Below are 14,673 nucleotides of genomic sequence, written 5' to 3'. Positions count from 1 at the left end.
GTGACAACGCGCCCGATCCACTCATGATGGGGTCATGAGTCAGGTGCGTGGCGACTTGGTGTTCGAGGACGACTTCGATACGTCGTCGCTCGACCGGTCGGTCTGGTCACCGTATTACCTGCCGCAGTGGAGTTCGCGCGCGGCATCGGCAGCGACCTACGAGCTGGGCGACTCGTGCTTGACGCTCAGTATCCCGGTCAGCCAGCGCCTGTGGTGCGAGGGCGACCACAAGCCTGACCTGCGAGTTTCCGGCATCCAGTCAGGCAACTACTCCGGCCCGGTGGGCAGCGTGGTCGGGCAACAGCCGTACCGCGAGGGCCTGGTCGTTCGGGAGGAGCAGGAGCCGTTCTGGGGCTGGACTCCGAATGGCGGGTACGTCGAACTCCGCGCCCGCGCCGAGCTGAGTCCACGGTCGATGGTGTCGCTCTGGATGGTCGGACTGGAGGAGCAGCCGGAGCAGTGCGGCGAGATCTGCGTCATGGAGGTGTTCGGTGACGCTGTCGTACCGGGCCGGTCGACAGATGTCGGCATGGGTCTGAAGACGATCCGCGACCCCGCCGTACCGCAGGACTTCGAGGCGGTCCGGCTGCCGATCGACGTGCGTGAGTTCCACACGTACTCGGTCGAGTGGACCGGTGGTGAGGCGACGTTTTTCGTGGACGGCGCCGCGATCCGCAGTTGTCAGGGCGCGCCGACGTACCCGGTCCAGTTGATGCTGGCCGTCTTCGACTTCCCGGAACGGTCCGGTGACGAGCAGCATGTGCCCACGTTCGTCGTCGACTCCATCCGTGGATGGAACGTTGCGGAGGCTTTGGTGGCCTGACTAATGTCGGTCTCATGTTTAAGCGCGCGGGTATGTGGTGGGCCGTCGACTGACGGCCTGACTCCGCGCGTACCCACCCGGCCGTCTCCTGCGAGGCGGCCGTTGTGATGTCTCCTCGTGGGCGGCCCAGCACCCCTGAGGACACCCGATGGCGACAACACTCCGGACCTGGTCCGGCCTGATCTCCGCACTCCTGACCGGCTCCGACCTGTCCGCGGCGGACACCGGCTGGACGATGAACCAGCTGGTGCTGGGCGACGCTTCACCGGCCCAGATCTCCGGGTTTCTGATCGCCTTGCGAGCAAAGGGCGAGACACCTGACGAGCTGACCGGGCTAGCTGAGGTACTCCGTTCGCATGCGACTCCGGTGCGGATCCCCGGGCCCTTCGTGGACATCGTGGGGACGGGCGGCGACCGGACTGGTGCGGCGAACATCTCCACCATGGCTGCAGTAGTCGCTGCCGCTGCCGGTGTCACCGTGGTGAAGCACGGTGGACGCGCGGCATCCTCGTCAGCCGGCGGCTCTGGTGATTTGGTGGAGCACTTGGGGGTGCCGCTCGATCTGTCAGCCTCAGAAGCTGCCGCCATCGCGGCTGATGTCGGCCTGACCTATCTGTTCGCTCCACACTTCAACCCGGCGCTACGCCAGGTTGCGATCGTACGGCGTGAGCTGGCCGTCCCCACCGCGTTCAATGTGCTCGCGCCGTTGCTCAATCCAGCGGACCCAGCACATCAGCTCGTCGGCGTCGCCAACGCACAGATGCTGCCAGTGCTCGCGGGTGCGCTCGCCAAGCAGGGGAAGTCGGCGCTGGTGGTGCGCGGCGAGGACGGTCTCGACAAGCTGACCACTACTGGCTATTCACGGTTGTGGATAGTGCATGGCGGCTCGGCAACCGAGACCGTCTTCGATCCGCGCTCACTCGGCCTCCGTCCGTCGACGCTGTCCGAGCTGCAAGGCGGTGACCCGGCATTCAACGCAAACGCTCTACACGCCCTCGTCCAGGGAGCACCGGGACCGCTGCGGGACGTCGTACTGCTCAACGCCGCGGCTGCCGTGGCCGCTCTCTCGCTGGGTACGGCGCCACTGGTCGAGCTGTTGGGAGCTGCCTTGGAACGCTGTCGTCGTGCCGTGGATACCGGCGAAGCCATACGAGTCCTGTCTGCCTGGACCAGTCGTGCGCGAGCTACCCGGCTACATAGTTGTTGATGGCATCGATGACCAGCTGTGGGTTGCGGAGGCTCGGGTAGTGGTCAGCACCGGGTATCCAGGTGAAGCGGGCGCCGGGGATGCGGGCCGCGGCTGCACCGGCTGAGGCTGTGGCGATCGGGCGGTCCCGGTCGCCGACCATCACCGTGGTGGGTGCGTGGATCTCGTTCAGTCGGTCGTACACAGGCGGCTCGGCCTTGAGGTACATGCCTTGCTCGAACCAGGCCGGAGCGGCAGCGCGGAGCTGGTCGACCACAGCGTCGTCGACCACGGTCGACGCCCATACCGGTAGGCCGAACTGCACCAGGCCGTCCACGTCGCGGTTGGCGATCAGCTCGGCGTACTGCGCATCCAGGTCGGGCTCCTCAAGAGCGGGGAAGCCGCGGACGCTCGGGCAGAGCAGCACGAGGCCGTGGACCCGGTCTGGATGCGTGAGCGCAAAGCTGAGCGCAGTACCGCCGCCCATCGAGCACCCGACCAGGACGACCCGCTGCAGGTCCAGCTGTTCCAGCACGGTCACCAGGTCGTCCAGCAGCGAGAACTCCTCGGTCGGCAGCGGAGACCGTCCATAGCCGCGTACGTCGTACCGGACCATGCGGCGTCCGCTGAGGCCAGCCACCACCGGGTCCCACACCCGGGAGTCGCCAGTGCCCGGATGCAGGAAGACGATCGGCACGCCGTCCCCGGCCAGATGCTCGGTCCACAGATCGTCTTGTCCAACCGGAATCCTTAGCTCCATCCCTTCAGCATGCCCGTGCGCCCGTACCAGTGCCGCCCGGCGCGCAGGTGCGACACGAACGCGCGCTGCAGCGAGGTGTCCTGCGGAATGCTGTCCAGGTCCGGAGCGCCCTCAGGCACCGGCAACTGCAGCCCGAGCCGCATCAGCTCGCGATCGCCCTCAGCCGGGTCCTCTGGTGGCAGTAGTGGCAGCAGTTCGAATCGCTGCTGGAAACGGATGATGTTCGAGTCAGGCCGCAGGTACTCGGCCAACTGCGGATCCAGCAGCCACGAGTGGCACACGAACGCATGGACCGGTTCCTCCGGATACCAGCGCTTGAAGGACCCGACCGCAGTGGCGACGGACTCCTCCGACTCCCGTACGTCGAGTGGGCCGCTCGGTGGGATGTGAATCATCAGCAGATAGCCGGAGACCCCATCGCCCAGACCCAGCTGGGCTCGGGTGAAGTCGTGCCGACCGATCTCGTAGTCGGCGCCACGGAACCGCAGCGGTGGACCCCAGAGCGGCATCAGTCCGACGCCAGGACGACCGAAGACGTGCCGGTGTGTCGCCATGACTCCACTCAGCGCGGAGACAGTCGCTCTGGTCACCGAATCCGGCACACCGCGCTCCGCGTGCAGCTCCAGCAAGCGCGGCAGGTTGGCCAGCAGGGCCCAGGCGCTCGCGAACAGGCCGACCGCCGACGCGTCCTGCGGTACTGCGGGCCAGCCTCGGAAGCCCGTCGACGGCAGTGCAAGCCCCATATCCCGTTCGATCTCGCCGGCCAGTGCGGACGCGATCGTCCACCACTCCGGATCTGTTTCCGGGTCCGGCCGCGCTGCGAGCATCAGCTCCCGATCGGTCGCCGGCACCCCGCAGTACTCGATCAACGCCTCGGCGTCCTCCGGCACCCGTAACCCGTCGCCCACCTCCAGGCCCTGGAACCGCGCTCGAGCCTGCTCCGAGAAGCCGACTCGTTCCGCTGCACTCAGAACGTCCACAACCAGTTCCCTCCGCCGCGTTGTCAGTTCCTCGACCCCACCACGGGCCGGAGGTCTCGCGCACGACTTTTGTGTCCTAGGTCACGGATACGCTCACCGCAACCTCGACAGATTTGGGAGATGGCATGACGACGTTCGGTCGGTCCGACGACTTGCGGGGAGCGGAATTCAATGAGGTGGACCTGAGCGGGGCTCGGTTCGTCGAGTCCGATCTGTCCCGGGTCGTGATGCGCGGCGTCGACATCCAAGCCGGCGACATCGACGCGCCGTGGCTGGGCACGGAGGACGCCAGCCTGACGATCAACGGCGTCGACGTCGTGCCGTTCATCGACGCGGAGCTCAACCGGCGCTTCCCCGGGCGCGAGAACCGGCGCGCCGCAGACCCGGACGGTCTGCGCGCAGCATGGGCTCAGGTCGAGCAAGCATGGGCGGCCGCCCGCGAACGCGTCAACGCCATGCCGGCCGGCACTGTCGACATCTCGGTGGACGGCGAATGGTCGTTCGCGCAGACGGAGCGACACCTCATCCACGCGACGGACACCTGGTTCGGCCGCAGCATCATGGAGCTCGACGACCCGTTCCACCCGCTCGGTCTGAAGTACCTCGGCACGGACGACCCGGGAGCGGAGGCGCCGCCGTACGCCGATGTTCTCGAGGGCCGCGCCGGCCGCGTCGCCATGGTCCGCGAGTTCATCGCCGCCACCACCCCGACCGAGCTCGACGCCCCCCGGAAGAACCCGCACAGCCCGGAGAACCCCGAGACCGTCCGCCACTGCCTGCACGTGATCATCGAAGAGGAATGGGAACACCTCCGCTTCGCCACCCGAGACCTGGACACTCTCGAGTCCCGCTGACCCGATCAGCAATCGAACTTTGGAGCGCCTACCGCTCGCGGACTGTGTAGGTCAGGTGCGTCGTCCTCGGGCTGGGCTCCGCGCGGACCGGCTCCAGGGCCACGCGTTCGTCGTCGACGCCTTCGAACAGGCGGATCCCGCTGCCGAACAGCACGGGTGCGAGCGCGATCGTGAACTCGTCGATCAGGCCGGCGTTCAGGTACTCCAGGATCGTCGCGCCGCCGCCCGCGATGCGGACGTCCCGTTCGCCGGCGGCCTCGCGGGCCCGGTCGAGCGCCTTCTCGATGCCGTCGTTGACGAAGTGGAACGTGGTCCCGCCCGGCCGCTCCCAGGGGTCACGCGTCTCGTGCGTCACGACGAAGACCGGCGTGTGGAACGGCGCCTCGTCCGGCCAGGCCAGCGCCCCACCGTCGAACATCCGCTTGCCCATCACGCTCGCACCGGTCCGCTCGTACGTCGCCCGGGCGATGTCGTTGTCGATCCCTTCCTCGCCGCCCTCGCCGAGCGTGAGGTTCTCCCGGAAGAACCGCTGCGGGAAGATCCACGCCTGCAGCTCCGACCACTTGGACATCCAGCGCTGGACCCTCGGGTCGTTCTGCCCTTCGGGCGAGAACACGTCCGCGACGGCCACCTCGTCCGGCGCCACGAAACCGTCCAGCGACATCGTCACACTGAAGAACACCTTGCCGGCGGCCATCAGTCCTCAATTCCCTTCCGAACGATCTCGGCCACGTACGCGGCCAAGTTGCCGAGGGTCTGCTGACCGCCCTCGATCGCGTGGTACTTCTCGACCGCCTCGTCGCGCAGTTCCCTGGTGGGAAACACCGTGTGCATCTCGATCCGGGTCGCCGCCCCGTCGGGCTCGAACGTCAGCACCGAGTCGAAGGCGTTCGGATCGTCGCGCGATTCACCGTGCAGCAGCGCGATCCGCTCCGGTGGGACGATCTCGGTCCAGGTGATCCACTCGGTGTAGTCCGTCCCGTCCGGCCCGTGCATCAGGAAGTCCCACTCCCCGCCGGCACGGAACTCGAACGCCCGCGTGGTCGTGGTGAAGCCCTCCGGCCCCCACCACTGCGACAGGTGCCGGACCTCGGTGAACGCCTCGAACACCAGCTCTCGCGGTGCGTCGATGACCCGGGAGATGACGATCTCCCGATCGGCCGTCGCGGACTGCGCCGGCGTTCCCTGTCCTGTCGTGCTCATCAACTAGTCCTCCTGCCTTGCCTGCTTGAGGTCCTGCACATATGCGTCCAACCGGTCGAAGCTCTCGTTCCAGAACTGCTCGAACCCGCCCGTCCACTCGTGGACAGGCCGCAGCCCGCGGGCATCCAGGCCGTACAGCCGCTGCTTGCCCGCCTTCCGGTCCCGCACCAGCCCGACCTCCCGAAGCACCCGCAGGTGTTTCGACGCCCCCGGTTGGGTCATCCCCAACTCCTCGGCCAACTCGGTCACCGGCCGCTCACCACCCCGCAGCAACACCAAGATCTCCCGCCGCTGCGGCTCCGCAATCGCATTGAACACATCCGACGTCGTCGCTGCCCGTGCCATGCACCCATCATATGCCTATATAGGCATGCGTCAAGCGATAGTGGTTGCCGACCTTCGTCAGGTCGCCGGTCGCGTGGAGTCAGGCGGTTCCGTCGTGTACCGGATAGTGGATGACGACCGCGCCGCCGGTGGCGTAGTTGGCGACATCGGCGGCCACCTCTTGACCCTGCGGCGACGACCGGGAAGCGGTCATAGCCGCGGCGTCAGCGAACTCGGCTTCGAAGACCGCGAAGTACGGCGTCTCTCCCTGCGTCGCCGCCACCTCGAAGCTGTAGCGCCACGCCAGCAGGCCGGGCATGCGCGCGACCAGCGGGAGGTGGTGGTTTACGTAGTACTCGCGGAAGTGGTCGGGATCAGCGGGCTCGGGATACAGAACCACGAGCTTGTGCATGCCAACCTCCGTCCACCGGCCTCCTGTGGAGTTTGGCGGAGGGTGTGGGATTCGAACCCACGATGACGGTCACCCGCCATACCGGTTTTCAAGACCAGCGCACTCGGCCACTATGCGAACCCTCCCGGCGGTTGCCGCCGACGGTCGAGGATAGCGCAGGCGGGTGGGGTAATCGGAGTGCGGCGGCGGGAGGCGGCCGGTAGGGTCTGGGTCTCATGCGTTCGCTTGGCGCTGTTGCGTTCCCGGTCGAGCTCGGGCCGGACTTCCGGAAGATCTGGCCGGCGTCGATCATCTCCAATCTCGGCGACGGGGCCATGCTGGCCGCCGGGCCATTGCTTGTTGCCTCGATTACCAAGGAGCCCGCTGCGGTGGGAGCTGCGGCGTTCGTCCAGCAACTGCCTTGGTTGCTGTTCGCGTTGTTCAGTGGCGTGCTCGTCGACCGGCTCGATCGCCGGTTGATGATTGTTGCCGCTGACATCTTTCGCGCGGTAGTGCTCGTCGCGCTGGGTGTCGCCGTACTGCTCGGCACCTCGCCGCTCTGGACGATCTACCTCGCCCTTTTCCTGCTTGGTACTGCGGAAACCCTGGCAGATAACGCATCCGGCGCGTTGCTCGTCAGCGCAGTACCGAAGGATCAGCTCGGCAAGGCCAACTCACGGCTGTTCGCCAGCGCCACCATCCAACAGCTCGGCGGGCCTCCGCTGGGCGCACTGTTATTTGCCGCGGGCGCCGGCGTTCCACTGGTCTTCGATGCGATCACCTTCGTTGCCGCGGCGGCCCTGATCGCGCGCGTCGCCGTACGTCCGCCGCTGCCCGACCGCTCCACGCGCGGAGCGCTCTGGCACGAGGTTCACGAAGGAGTCCGCTGGCTCTGGCAGCACTCCGGCGTACGGACGCTCGCACTGTCGATCCTGGTCATGAACATCACCTTCTGTGCAGCCTTTGCGACCTGGGTGCTCTTCGCTCGCGAGCGGCTCGGTCTGAGCGAGACCCAGTTCGGCCTGCTCATAGCTGTCGGCGCAGTCGGTGGCGTGCTCGGCATGCCGACGTACCACTTCCTGGAGCCGCGCGTCGGCTCAGTGACTCTGCTCCGCGCCGGCTTGGTCATCGAAACGACTGTCCACCTCGTCCTGGCACTCACCAGGAACCCGTGGGTCGCCGGCGTCACTATGGCCGTGTTCGGCGTCCACGCCGTGGTGTGGGGCATCGTCTCGACTACAACCCGTCAGCTCGTCACTCCGGATGCCTTGATGGGCAGGGTGAACAGCGTCTACCTGCTGGCCTCGGTCGGCGGCGCTGCGATCGGTTCGGCGCTAGGCGGCGTACTCGCGCAGCGGTTCGGGCTGGCTGCTCCGTTCGCGATCGCCTTTGTCGCGATGGTGCTCATGACAGCAATCGCATGGCGCCCGCTTCGTCATATCTCCGTACGGCGGGTGCCTGCAGCAGACTGAAATCGGATGGTACGGCCGGAGAGCGCTTGCTAGAGTTCGCCAGCCGCCGAGATGACCGATGGGAGCGCTCCGCCATGCCCGCAGCCACGTCACTGGGCCTCCCGAACGTCCGTGGCCGGGTACCGCTGCTGGCCGGCCTCGCGATCGACTCGTTCGGTGGCGGCTGTGCTGGACCGCTGCTGCTGCTGTTCTTCAACAAGGTCGCCGGCATTCAGCTCGGCACGGCCGGATTGATGCTGACCATCGCGACGCTGTTCTCCATCGCCGCACCGGCCGCCGTGGGAGTGGTGATCGATCGTGTCGGGCCGCGCAACATCGTGGTGGCCGCGCAGTTCGCCCAGGGGCTGGCGTTCACCGGGTTCTTCTTCGGGCGATCGATCTGGGTGTTGTTCCTGTGCTCGCTGGTAACGACGACCGGGCAGCGGGTGTTCTGGTCGGCGATCTTCAGTCTGCTTGCCGACGTCGCCGATGAGGGCGAGCGGGACAAGTGGTTCGGGCTGGGCGGCATGATGCAGGCCGGTGGGCTGGCGCTCGGCGCTTTGGTCGCGGGCTGGCTGCTGGCCATCGGTGGGGACACAGCGTTCCTTGTCGCGATGGCAGTGAACGCGGTGTCGTTCTACGTCGCCGGTCTGCTCCTGCTTCGGCTGCACCCCTCGCACCACGAGCGCACGAACCTGGACAGCGGACCGGCTCCGCTACTCCGCAAGGACAAGACGTTCCTGGTGCTGATCGGCGCGAACACGTTGCTGGCGCTCTGCACGATGATGCTCGGCGTCGGCGTACCGGTGTATGTCACTGAGGCACTGACCGTGCCGAAGTGGCTGGTCGGTGTGCTGATCGCGGCCACGTCTGTCGTACTGGCGACCGGTCAGACGCTGGTGGTGCGGCACACCGAGCGGCGGCGTCGTACCAACGTCATGGTGGTCGCGGGGATCACCTACGCGGTGTGGGCGGTGCTAATGGCGCTGCAGCTGCACATTGCGGCGGGATGGGTCGTGCCGGTGTTGGTGCTCGCGACGGCTTGCTATGCGTTCGCCGACGTACTCCATGCGGCGACCAACAACGCTCTGTCGGCTGTGGTCTCGCCTGTGGTCGGCCGCGGGAAGTACTTGTCGTACTGGCAGTACTCGTTCGCGTTCTCGAGCGTGCTGGCGCCGGGGTTCTTTGCGCAGCTCTTCGAGGTCCGTCACGAGCTGCCCTGGGTAGTGCTGGCCGGGCTGGCGCTGTTGGCGAGCCTGACGATCTACGTGCTGGCGCGAGTCGCACCGCGGCTGAGCTCCGCGCGGATCTGAGCTGCCCACCCGAAACCTGGTTGACGGCCGGACGGGCCGGCCGTTCCGATGGGGCTCGTGAGTCCCCGCAAAGTCCACGCCGATCAGGTCGACATCAACACAGCGCTCGTCCGCGAGCTGGTGGCCGTTCAGTTCCCGCAGTGGGCCGCGTTGCCGCTGGAGCCGGTCGACTCCAGCGGATTGGTGAACGCGATCTACCGCCTCGGTTCCGACCTGTCCGTACGGCTGCCGCTCCGGCCCTCGAGCATCGACGCAGTACGACGGGAGCAGGCGAAACTCGCGGCACTCGCGCCGTTCCTACCTGTGGCCATCCCCTCTGTCGAGGCGATCGGCTCACCCACCGACGCGTACCCGGGCGAGTGGTCTGTCCACCGCTGGCTCACCGGTAGGCACCCCTCCTCCGACGCGCTCATCGACCCGCGCGGGCTGGCGACGGACCTCGCGGCGTTCGTCGACGCGTTCCGGCGGATCGACCTGCCGGACCGGCCGCCGGCGTACCCGGGCGAGCGCCGTACGCGCGCTCCGATGGTCGAGATAGACTCCTCGACGCGGAAGGCGATCGGCGAGCTCGACGGCCTGATCGACACCCGTGCAGCGCTCGCGTCGTGGGAGGAGTCGCTCGCGGCGCCGTACGACGGGCACGAGGTGTGGGTGCACTCGGACCTGACGCCGGGCAACCTACTCGTGTCGGCGGAGGGCCGGCTGACCGCGGTGCTCGACTTCGAGACCTGCGGTGTCGGCGATCCGGCGTGCGACCTGTTCCCTGTGTGGCACCTACTGCCCGCGAACGTCCGCGACGAGTTCCGCGCGGCGCTGGACGTGGACGACGCGACGTGGCTCCGCGGACGCGGACGCGTACTGTCCCAGGCCGTGATCGTGTGGTCGTACCAGAAGGACACCAACCCGGCAATCGCGAACTACGCGCGGCACGCCATCGGCGAACTGCTCGCAGCTCCTCGATGAGGTCACTGCGCTCCCATGCCCTGAGACATCAGTGACCTGTCAGGTGTGATCTCTCAGGACACCGGTGACAGTTCTGTGTCAGGACATGGGTGATACTCGATCTCTCAAGACATCGGTGACACTCATGGCCAACCAGGGCATCTGCTCGGCCTGACCGGACGCGCTCGCTCAGCGGCATGTCAGCGCGTTAGAGATCGGGGCGTTCGGGGTCCGTGATATCGACGCTGCCGCTCTCCTGCACTGTGAACTGCACGCTGCCGCGCCACCTGGGCAACTTGCGCTGAAGCCCTCGGAGAATGCCGACGGACTCCTCGTCTGAGATGCCGGACGTGATCCGCCAGTCGAGGCCGGAACCGACGACATCGCTCGCAAACACGATCTCGACTGATAGCAGGACTCGTCTCCAGTCGTCTGTTGTCATCGTCTGGCCTGCTTCGATCCGCTTCCAAAGCGACCAGGCCTCGCTCGACAGGCTGTCGGCGCTTGTGAAGCCCATGGCGACGGCGAGTTCATCCGTGGGCTGCGCCGGGCCGCCCCAGTCCAGCAAGGCGGCCCGTAGAAAGCGTCGTTCCATGTCATCGAGCAGGACTGGCAAACTGGCAGCGTCACTCACGGCGCCGATACTGCCAGGGATCGGCCGCACGGGCGCACTCGTCGGCACGACTGCGCGGATCGCGGCATGAGCGTGCGCTTCTCGGCCCGCTGTCAGGCAGTGACGGGGCCCCGGCCGTCGGCTGGGCGCCGATGGCTGTGGCTCGCTCTGGGTTCAGCGCTCCGGAGGCGATCCGATCGGAGACATGTGCTCGTGCACGATCTTCCACGCCCCGTCGTCGCTGACGAGCACCATTGTCGTCTGCTGGTCGGCCGAGATCCGGTTGCCCCCGAGTACCCCGCTGTAGCGGCCGTTGAATGTCACCACGGCGACGTCGGCGAAGACGTTGATCGCCAGGTCGGCCATGTCGACGCTGTTCTCCTCGAGCATCGAGAAGAACTTGCGCTCGTCTGCGGCGTTGGCGTCGGCTCCCGCGCGGAGGGCGCCGTCCTTGAACGAGGTGAACTTGGGCCCGTAGCCGTGGAACGACTCGAGGAGGTCGAAGTCGCGGGCGGCGCACGCTGCCCAGATCTCGTCGAGACGCCTGCGTACTGCGGTCTGTTGCTCGGGGTAGGCATCGGAGAAGATGTCGCTATTGGCTGTTGTCGCGGTCACGATGGGCTCCTTGCGAGTCGGGGTCGATGCCGCGACGCTACTGCGGGCATCGAAGGGTCTCCATGACCGAGCATCCGGCTTCCTTGACAATGCGTCCGGATCTGCTCTCGGATGCGCTGCGCGCGATCAGGCTCACCGGTGCGCTCTATTACCGCGTCAGCACCAAGACGCCGTGGCCGGCGATCCGTGCCCCCCTCGGCGTCGAGCTGACGCCGGCGTTCGCTCGCCGGACTCGCAACGTCGCGTCGTATCACGTCGTCATCGAAGGTTCGTGCTGGGCAGCGGCCGAGGAGTGCGATCCGGCGCAGCTCGGCGAAGGCGACATCGTGGCGTTCCCGACCGGAGCGCCGTATTTCCTGGCCTGCGAGCTCCCGCCCAGCAATCCCTCACCAGAGTCGGGGTCTCTCGTGGACCTGTTGCGCGGCGTCGCGTCGGGAGCCGTGCCGCCGTCGTTCACGTTCGGTGCCGGAACCGAGCAGACGACGCTCGTCTGCGCCTTCCTCGGCTGCGACCCCTTGCCGTTCGACCCGCTGTTCGCGTCGTTGCCACCGATGCTGGTGGCCCGGGAGGTGAAAGGGCAGCTCGCGACGCTCGTCGAGCTCGCGCTCGCGGAGGTCGACGGCGCCGGAAGCATGTCGGTGCGCGAACGCCTGAGCGAGTCGATGTTCCTGGAGACCTTGCGGCAGCATCTCCTCAGCAGTGCAACTGCTGCCTGGACGCGTGGAACCGACGACAGCCTGGCTGCCCACGCGCTCGCGCTCTTGCACGACGATCCCGCATACCCATGGACCGTGGCGGTCCTGGCGGCCGAGGTCGGGGCGTCCCGCTCTGCGCTGGCAGAGCGCTTCCCCAAGGCCATCGGCCAGACGCCGATGCAGTATCTCACGCGCCGTCGTCTCGAGCTCGCGGCCTTGCTCCTCAACGAGGGAGCCACGGTCGCCGCCGTCGCACGCCGGGTCGGCTACGGCTCCGAGGCGGCATTCAGCAGGGCATTCAAGCGGTCGACCGGTATCACTCCGTCAGGCTGGCGCGGCGAGGACCGCAGTCCCTGAGCTCGGGCCAACTTCAACAGAGGTCCATGCTGCCTTGGTCGCCCGCGCCAGTACCCTCTGCATGCCATCGCCCAGACATGAAGCGCTGAGTGCATGTGTGACCGATCTCGAAGACAAGGCCGGCCGTCGGCAGACGACCGCTCATCGGCAGTTCGGTGCTTCACGGACAGTGGCATGTCCGGATGTTCTGGACCCGCGGCTGGTGGAGACGCCCAGCGCGGCAGCGCTGCACGAGCATGGGCATCGAGCGATCAGTCTCAGAACCACGTCCGCGACGATTGGGACCCTTCAGTCCCCCACTCGGCCGGTGTCGTAGGCCCACATCGCGATCTCGACCCTGTTGCGGGCGCCGATCTTGGTCAGCAGGCTCGCGACGTGGGTCTTGGCGGTCGTCAGACCGATGAAGAGGTCGGCGGCGATCTCGGCGTTCGTGCGGCCACGGGCGACCAGCGCCAGTACCTCCTCCTCGCGGTCGGTGAGCGGCTCGATCGGTTGGGTACGCCGTTTGGACGGTCCCCTGGCGGCCAGGGTGGACAGCAGCCGCCGGGTGATGTTCGGCGCGATCAGGGCATCGCCGGCCGCGGCGGCATGCACGGCCTGCACGAGCAGCTCCGGCCCGGCGTCCTTGAGTAGGAAGCCTCGTGCGCCGGCCCGGAGCGCGCCGTGAACATACTCGTCGAGGTCGAAGGTGGTGATCACCACCACCGCGATCGGGTCCGGGACGCCCCGCCCTGCGAGGAGCTCGGTCACCTCGATGCCGTCGAGCCCGGGCATCCGGATGTCGACCAGGCACACGTCGGGGCGGAGCCGATGCGCCAGCTCGACCGTGGCGTGGCCGTCGGCGGCCTGGCCGACGACCTCGATGTCGGGCTGCGCCTCAAGGATCATGGAGAGGCCGGTTCGGACCAGGTCCTGGTCGTCGGCCACCAGTACGCGTACCGTCATCTGCCCACCTCCGTCGGCAGCTCGGCGTCGACCGCCCACCCGCCCTCGGGCGCTGGTCCGGCACGCAGGGTGCCGCCGAGCAGCTGCGCGCGCTCGGTCATCCCCAGCAGCCCGAAGCCGCGGCCCGCTGGCCGGGCCGGGTCGATCTGTCCGTCGTCGGTCACGCGTAGCCGCAGCCTTCCTGCCCCCTCGACGACCCGGATCTCCACACGCGAGGCGTTTCGCGCGTGCCGCAGCGCGTTGGTCAGCGCCTCTTGCGCCAGCCGGTACACGGCTGCATCGACCTGGGGCTGAAGTCCGGCCACATCACCAGCCAACTCCACCTCGACGACCGGGACCGGGTCGCGGCGGGCGAGGGACACCAGGTCGGCGACGCCGGGCTGGGGGGTGTACTCCGCCGGCGCTCCCTCGCGCAGCACCCGGACCATCGCCCGCATCTCCGCGAGCGTCTGCGATGCTTCCCCTTCGATGGCCGCCAGCGCCTCGAGCGGCGCTTCGGGTCGCTGCCCGGCCAGCGCCCGGCCCGCCTGCGCCTGCACCGCGATCGCCGAGACGTGATGGGCGACCATGTCGTGCAGCTCGCGCGCGAGTCCTACCCGTTCCTGGCTGCGAATCTGCTCCAGCGCCCGTCGCCAACTTTCGGCGCGGTAGCGGAACGCCGCCCCGCCCGCTGCTGACGCTGTCAGGATGCCGAACCCGCCGATGAAGTCGGACGGGCCGGTGTAGTCGGCGACCGTACCGATTACCGCAGCGATCAGCACGAACATCAGCCCGATCACGATCTCGCGCCCTGAGCCCCAGCGGACCAGCGCGTAGACGAGCACCAGGATGTAGATCATTGCGTTGAGCCCCAGGTGCGAGGGGCCTCCCGCCAGGGTCGCCAGTCCCAACGCCATCGCGGTGCCGAAGGCAACCACGACGGAGGCCAAGGGCTGGGTACGCCGCCAGAGCAGCACAGGCGCGAGTCCGACTGCCACGATCGTCGCGAACGGTCGCCAGGCGACGTGGTCCCGGAGGACTCCCTCGAGCAGCGCCGTCATCATCAACACCCCCACCAGCGCCCAGTCGCGCCGCCCCCGATCGGGAGCGGCGGCTGCGCGGGGCTCGGCCCACAGCGAGCGCAGGGCGTTGGTGATCACCCGTCCAGCCTAGACAGCCGAGGCCCCGGGGACCGACCGAAAGAACGAGACGCTGCTCCTCCCGACGGCCGAGGAAGGTCCG

General features: G+C 67.7%; 17 protein-coding genes and 1 tRNA gene. 7 read left to right on the top strand and 11 right to left on the bottom strand.

The features are described 5' to 3' along the window. The first annotated feature begins 34 nt into the window (after positions 1 to 34). Complete coding sequence (locus AB0J62_RS32975; RefSeq protein ID WP_363879545.1) at positions 35 to 823, top strand: glycoside hydrolase family 16 protein; 789 nt, start codon at positions 35 to 37, stop codon at positions 821 to 823. Between the two features lie 148 nt (positions 824 to 971). Beyond that, positions 972 to 2,030: an anthranilate phosphoribosyltransferase gene (gene trpD / locus AB0J62_RS32970; protein ID WP_363879542.1), complete on the top strand. Its 1,059-nt coding sequence runs from the start codon at positions 972 to 974 to the stop codon at positions 2,028 to 2,030. On the opposite strand, the gene AB0J62_RS32965 is transcribed toward trpD, so the two are convergent. Both AB0J62_RS32965 and AB0J62_RS32960 read right to left on the bottom strand, forming a co-directional pair. After that, a complete protein-coding gene (locus tag AB0J62_RS32965) occupies positions 2,008 to 2,769 on the bottom strand; it encodes an alpha/beta hydrolase (RefSeq protein ID WP_363879539.1) in 762 nt (253 codons plus the stop codon). The genes trpD and AB0J62_RS32965 overlap by 23 nt on opposite strands. Continuing rightward, positions 2,760 to 3,749 (bottom strand): acyltransferase domain-containing protein, encoded by a 990-nt coding sequence (locus tag AB0J62_RS32960; protein ID WP_363879536.1) that lies wholly within the window; start codon positions 3,747 to 3,749, stop codon positions 2,760 to 2,762. Before AB0J62_RS32960 ends, AB0J62_RS32965 begins: the two co-directional genes overlap by 10 nt. A gap of 125 nt (positions 3,750 to 3,874) precedes the next feature. On the opposite strand from AB0J62_RS32960, the gene AB0J62_RS32955 reads away from it, so the two are divergent. After that, the gene (locus tag AB0J62_RS32955) at positions 3,875 to 4,603 is read left to right on the top strand and encodes a DinB family protein (protein ID WP_363879533.1); all 729 of its coding nucleotides are present in this window, start codon (positions 3,875 to 3,877) and stop codon (positions 4,601 to 4,603) included. A gap of 28 nt (positions 4,604 to 4,631) precedes the next feature. Here the strand turns inward: AB0J62_RS32955 and AB0J62_RS32950 are convergent, their stop codons facing one another. From AB0J62_RS32950 to AB0J62_RS32930, 5 genes are all read right to left on the bottom strand, one after another. Beyond that, a complete protein-coding gene (locus AB0J62_RS32950; protein ID WP_363879530.1) occupies positions 4,632 to 5,300 on the bottom strand; it encodes a dihydrofolate reductase family protein in 669 nt (222 codons plus the stop codon). Continuing rightward, positions 5,300 to 5,806: an SRPBCC family protein gene (locus AB0J62_RS32945; protein WP_363879527.1), complete on the bottom strand. Its 507-nt coding sequence runs from the start codon at positions 5,804 to 5,806 to the stop codon at positions 5,300 to 5,302. Before AB0J62_RS32945 ends, AB0J62_RS32950 begins: the two co-directional genes overlap by 1 nt. A gap of 3 nt (positions 5,807 to 5,809) precedes the next feature. After that, positions 5,810 to 6,151, bottom strand: a complete 342-nt coding sequence (locus AB0J62_RS32940) for a metalloregulator ArsR/SmtB family transcription factor (protein ID WP_363879524.1) — start codon at positions 6,149 to 6,151, stop codon at positions 5,810 to 5,812. A 79-nt stretch (positions 6,152 to 6,230) separates the two neighbouring features. Beyond that, entirely contained in the window at positions 6,231 to 6,542 is a 312-nt protein-coding gene (locus AB0J62_RS32935) for an EthD family reductase (protein ID WP_363879521.1), read from the bottom strand. Positions 6,543 to 6,575: 33 nt separating this feature from the next. After that, positions 6,576 to 6,667: transfer RNA gene (locus AB0J62_RS32930), tRNA-Ser, on the bottom strand. 90 nt (positions 6,668 to 6,757) lie between these two features. On the opposite strand from AB0J62_RS32930, the gene AB0J62_RS32925 reads away from it, so the two are divergent. The 3 genes from AB0J62_RS32925 (at position 6,758) to AB0J62_RS32915 (ending at position 10,248) form a co-directional block, all read left to right on the top strand. Beyond that, positions 6,758 to 7,993: an MFS transporter gene (locus AB0J62_RS32925; protein WP_363879518.1), complete on the top strand. Its 1,236-nt coding sequence runs from the start codon at positions 6,758 to 6,760 to the stop codon at positions 7,991 to 7,993. Between the two features lie 74 nt (positions 7,994 to 8,067). After that, entirely contained in the window at positions 8,068 to 9,285 is a 1,218-nt protein-coding gene (locus AB0J62_RS32920; RefSeq protein WP_363879515.1) for an MFS transporter, read from the top strand. Between the two features lie 57 nt (positions 9,286 to 9,342). Then, on the top strand, positions 9,343 to 10,248 hold the full coding sequence (locus AB0J62_RS32915; protein WP_363879512.1) for an aminoglycoside phosphotransferase family protein: 906 nt from the start codon (positions 9,343 to 9,345) through the stop codon (positions 10,246 to 10,248). 187 nt (positions 10,249 to 10,435) lie between these two features. Here AB0J62_RS32915 and AB0J62_RS32910 read toward each other — a convergent pair whose 3' ends face one another. Beyond that, complete coding sequence (locus tag AB0J62_RS32910; protein WP_363879509.1) at positions 10,436 to 10,861, bottom strand: hypothetical protein; 426 nt, start codon at positions 10,859 to 10,861, stop codon at positions 10,436 to 10,438. 153 nt (positions 10,862 to 11,014) lie between these two features. Beyond that, positions 11,015 to 11,455, bottom strand: coding sequence for a nuclear transport factor 2 family protein (locus AB0J62_RS32905; RefSeq protein ID WP_363879506.1), 441 nt, complete (start codon positions 11,453 to 11,455; stop codon positions 11,015 to 11,017). Between the two features lie 62 nt (positions 11,456 to 11,517). On the opposite strand from AB0J62_RS32905, the gene AB0J62_RS32900 reads away from it, so the two are divergent. Next, a complete protein-coding gene (locus AB0J62_RS32900) occupies positions 11,518 to 12,507 on the top strand; it encodes an AraC family transcriptional regulator (RefSeq protein ID WP_363879503.1) in 990 nt (329 codons plus the stop codon). Between the two features lie 288 nt (positions 12,508 to 12,795). On the opposite strand, the gene AB0J62_RS32895 is transcribed toward AB0J62_RS32900, so the two are convergent. Both AB0J62_RS32895 and AB0J62_RS32890 read right to left on the bottom strand, forming a co-directional pair. Beyond that, positions 12,796 to 13,452 carry a response regulator transcription factor gene (locus AB0J62_RS32895; RefSeq protein WP_134098182.1) on the bottom strand — a complete coding sequence of 219 codons (657 nt, stop codon included), beginning with the start codon at positions 13,450 to 13,452 and terminating at the stop codon, positions 12,796 to 12,798. Beyond that, positions 13,449 to 14,591 (bottom strand): sensor histidine kinase, encoded by a 1,143-nt coding sequence (locus AB0J62_RS32890; protein ID WP_363879498.1) that lies wholly within the window; start codon positions 14,589 to 14,591, stop codon positions 13,449 to 13,451. Before AB0J62_RS32890 ends, AB0J62_RS32895 begins: the two co-directional genes overlap by 4 nt. Positions 14,592 to 14,673: the final 82 nt, after the last annotated feature.

It is taken from the genome of Kribbella sp. NPDC049584 (genome assembly GCF_040675555.1).
In the GTDB taxonomy this organism is placed as follows: Bacteria; Actinomycetota; Actinomycetes; order Propionibacteriales; family Kribbellaceae; genus Kribbella.
The sequence above is the reverse complement of the archived record's forward strand: the minus strand, read 5'-3'. Positions and strand labels throughout refer to the sequence as shown.

Excerpts from the sequence above, each read along its gene's own strand:
- AB0J62_RS32975 (WP_363879545.1), top strand. The coding sequence starts at position 35 with ATGAGTCAGGTGCGTGGCGACTTGGTGTTCGAGGACGACTTCGATACG.
- trpD (WP_363879542.1), top strand. The coding sequence starts at position 972 with ATGGCGACAACACTCCGGACCTGGTCCGGCCTGATCTCCGCACTCCTG.
- AB0J62_RS32965 (WP_363879539.1), bottom strand. The coding sequence starts at position 2,769 with ATGGAGCTAAGGATTCCGGTTGGACAAGACGATCTGTGGACCGAGCAT.
- AB0J62_RS32955 (WP_363879533.1), top strand. The coding sequence starts at position 3,875 with ATGACGACGTTCGGTCGGTCCGACGACTTGCGGGGAGCGGAATTCAAT.
- AB0J62_RS32950 (WP_363879530.1), bottom strand. The coding sequence starts at position 5,300 with ATGGCCGCCGGCAAGGTGTTCTTCAGTGTGACGATGTCGCTGGACGGT.
- AB0J62_RS32945 (WP_363879527.1), bottom strand. The coding sequence starts at position 5,806 with ATGAGCACGACAGGACAGGGAACGCCGGCGCAGTCCGCGACGGCCGAT.
- AB0J62_RS32940 (WP_363879524.1), bottom strand. The coding sequence starts at position 6,151 with ATGGCACGGGCAGCGACGACGTCGGATGTGTTCAATGCGATTGCGGAG.
- AB0J62_RS32935 (WP_363879521.1), bottom strand. The coding sequence starts at position 6,542 with ATGCACAAGCTCGTGGTTCTGTATCCCGAGCCCGCTGATCCCGACCAC.
- AB0J62_RS32925 (WP_363879518.1), top strand. The coding sequence starts at position 6,758 with ATGCGTTCGCTTGGCGCTGTTGCGTTCCCGGTCGAGCTCGGGCCGGAC.
- AB0J62_RS32920 (WP_363879515.1), top strand. The coding sequence starts at position 8,068 with ATGCCCGCAGCCACGTCACTGGGCCTCCCGAACGTCCGTGGCCGGGTA.
- AB0J62_RS32900 (WP_363879503.1), top strand. The coding sequence starts at position 11,518 with ATGACCGAGCATCCGGCTTCCTTGACAATGCGTCCGGATCTGCTCTCG.
- AB0J62_RS32895 (WP_134098182.1), bottom strand. The coding sequence starts at position 13,452 with ATGACGGTACGCGTACTGGTGGCCGACGACCAGGACCTGGTCCGAACC.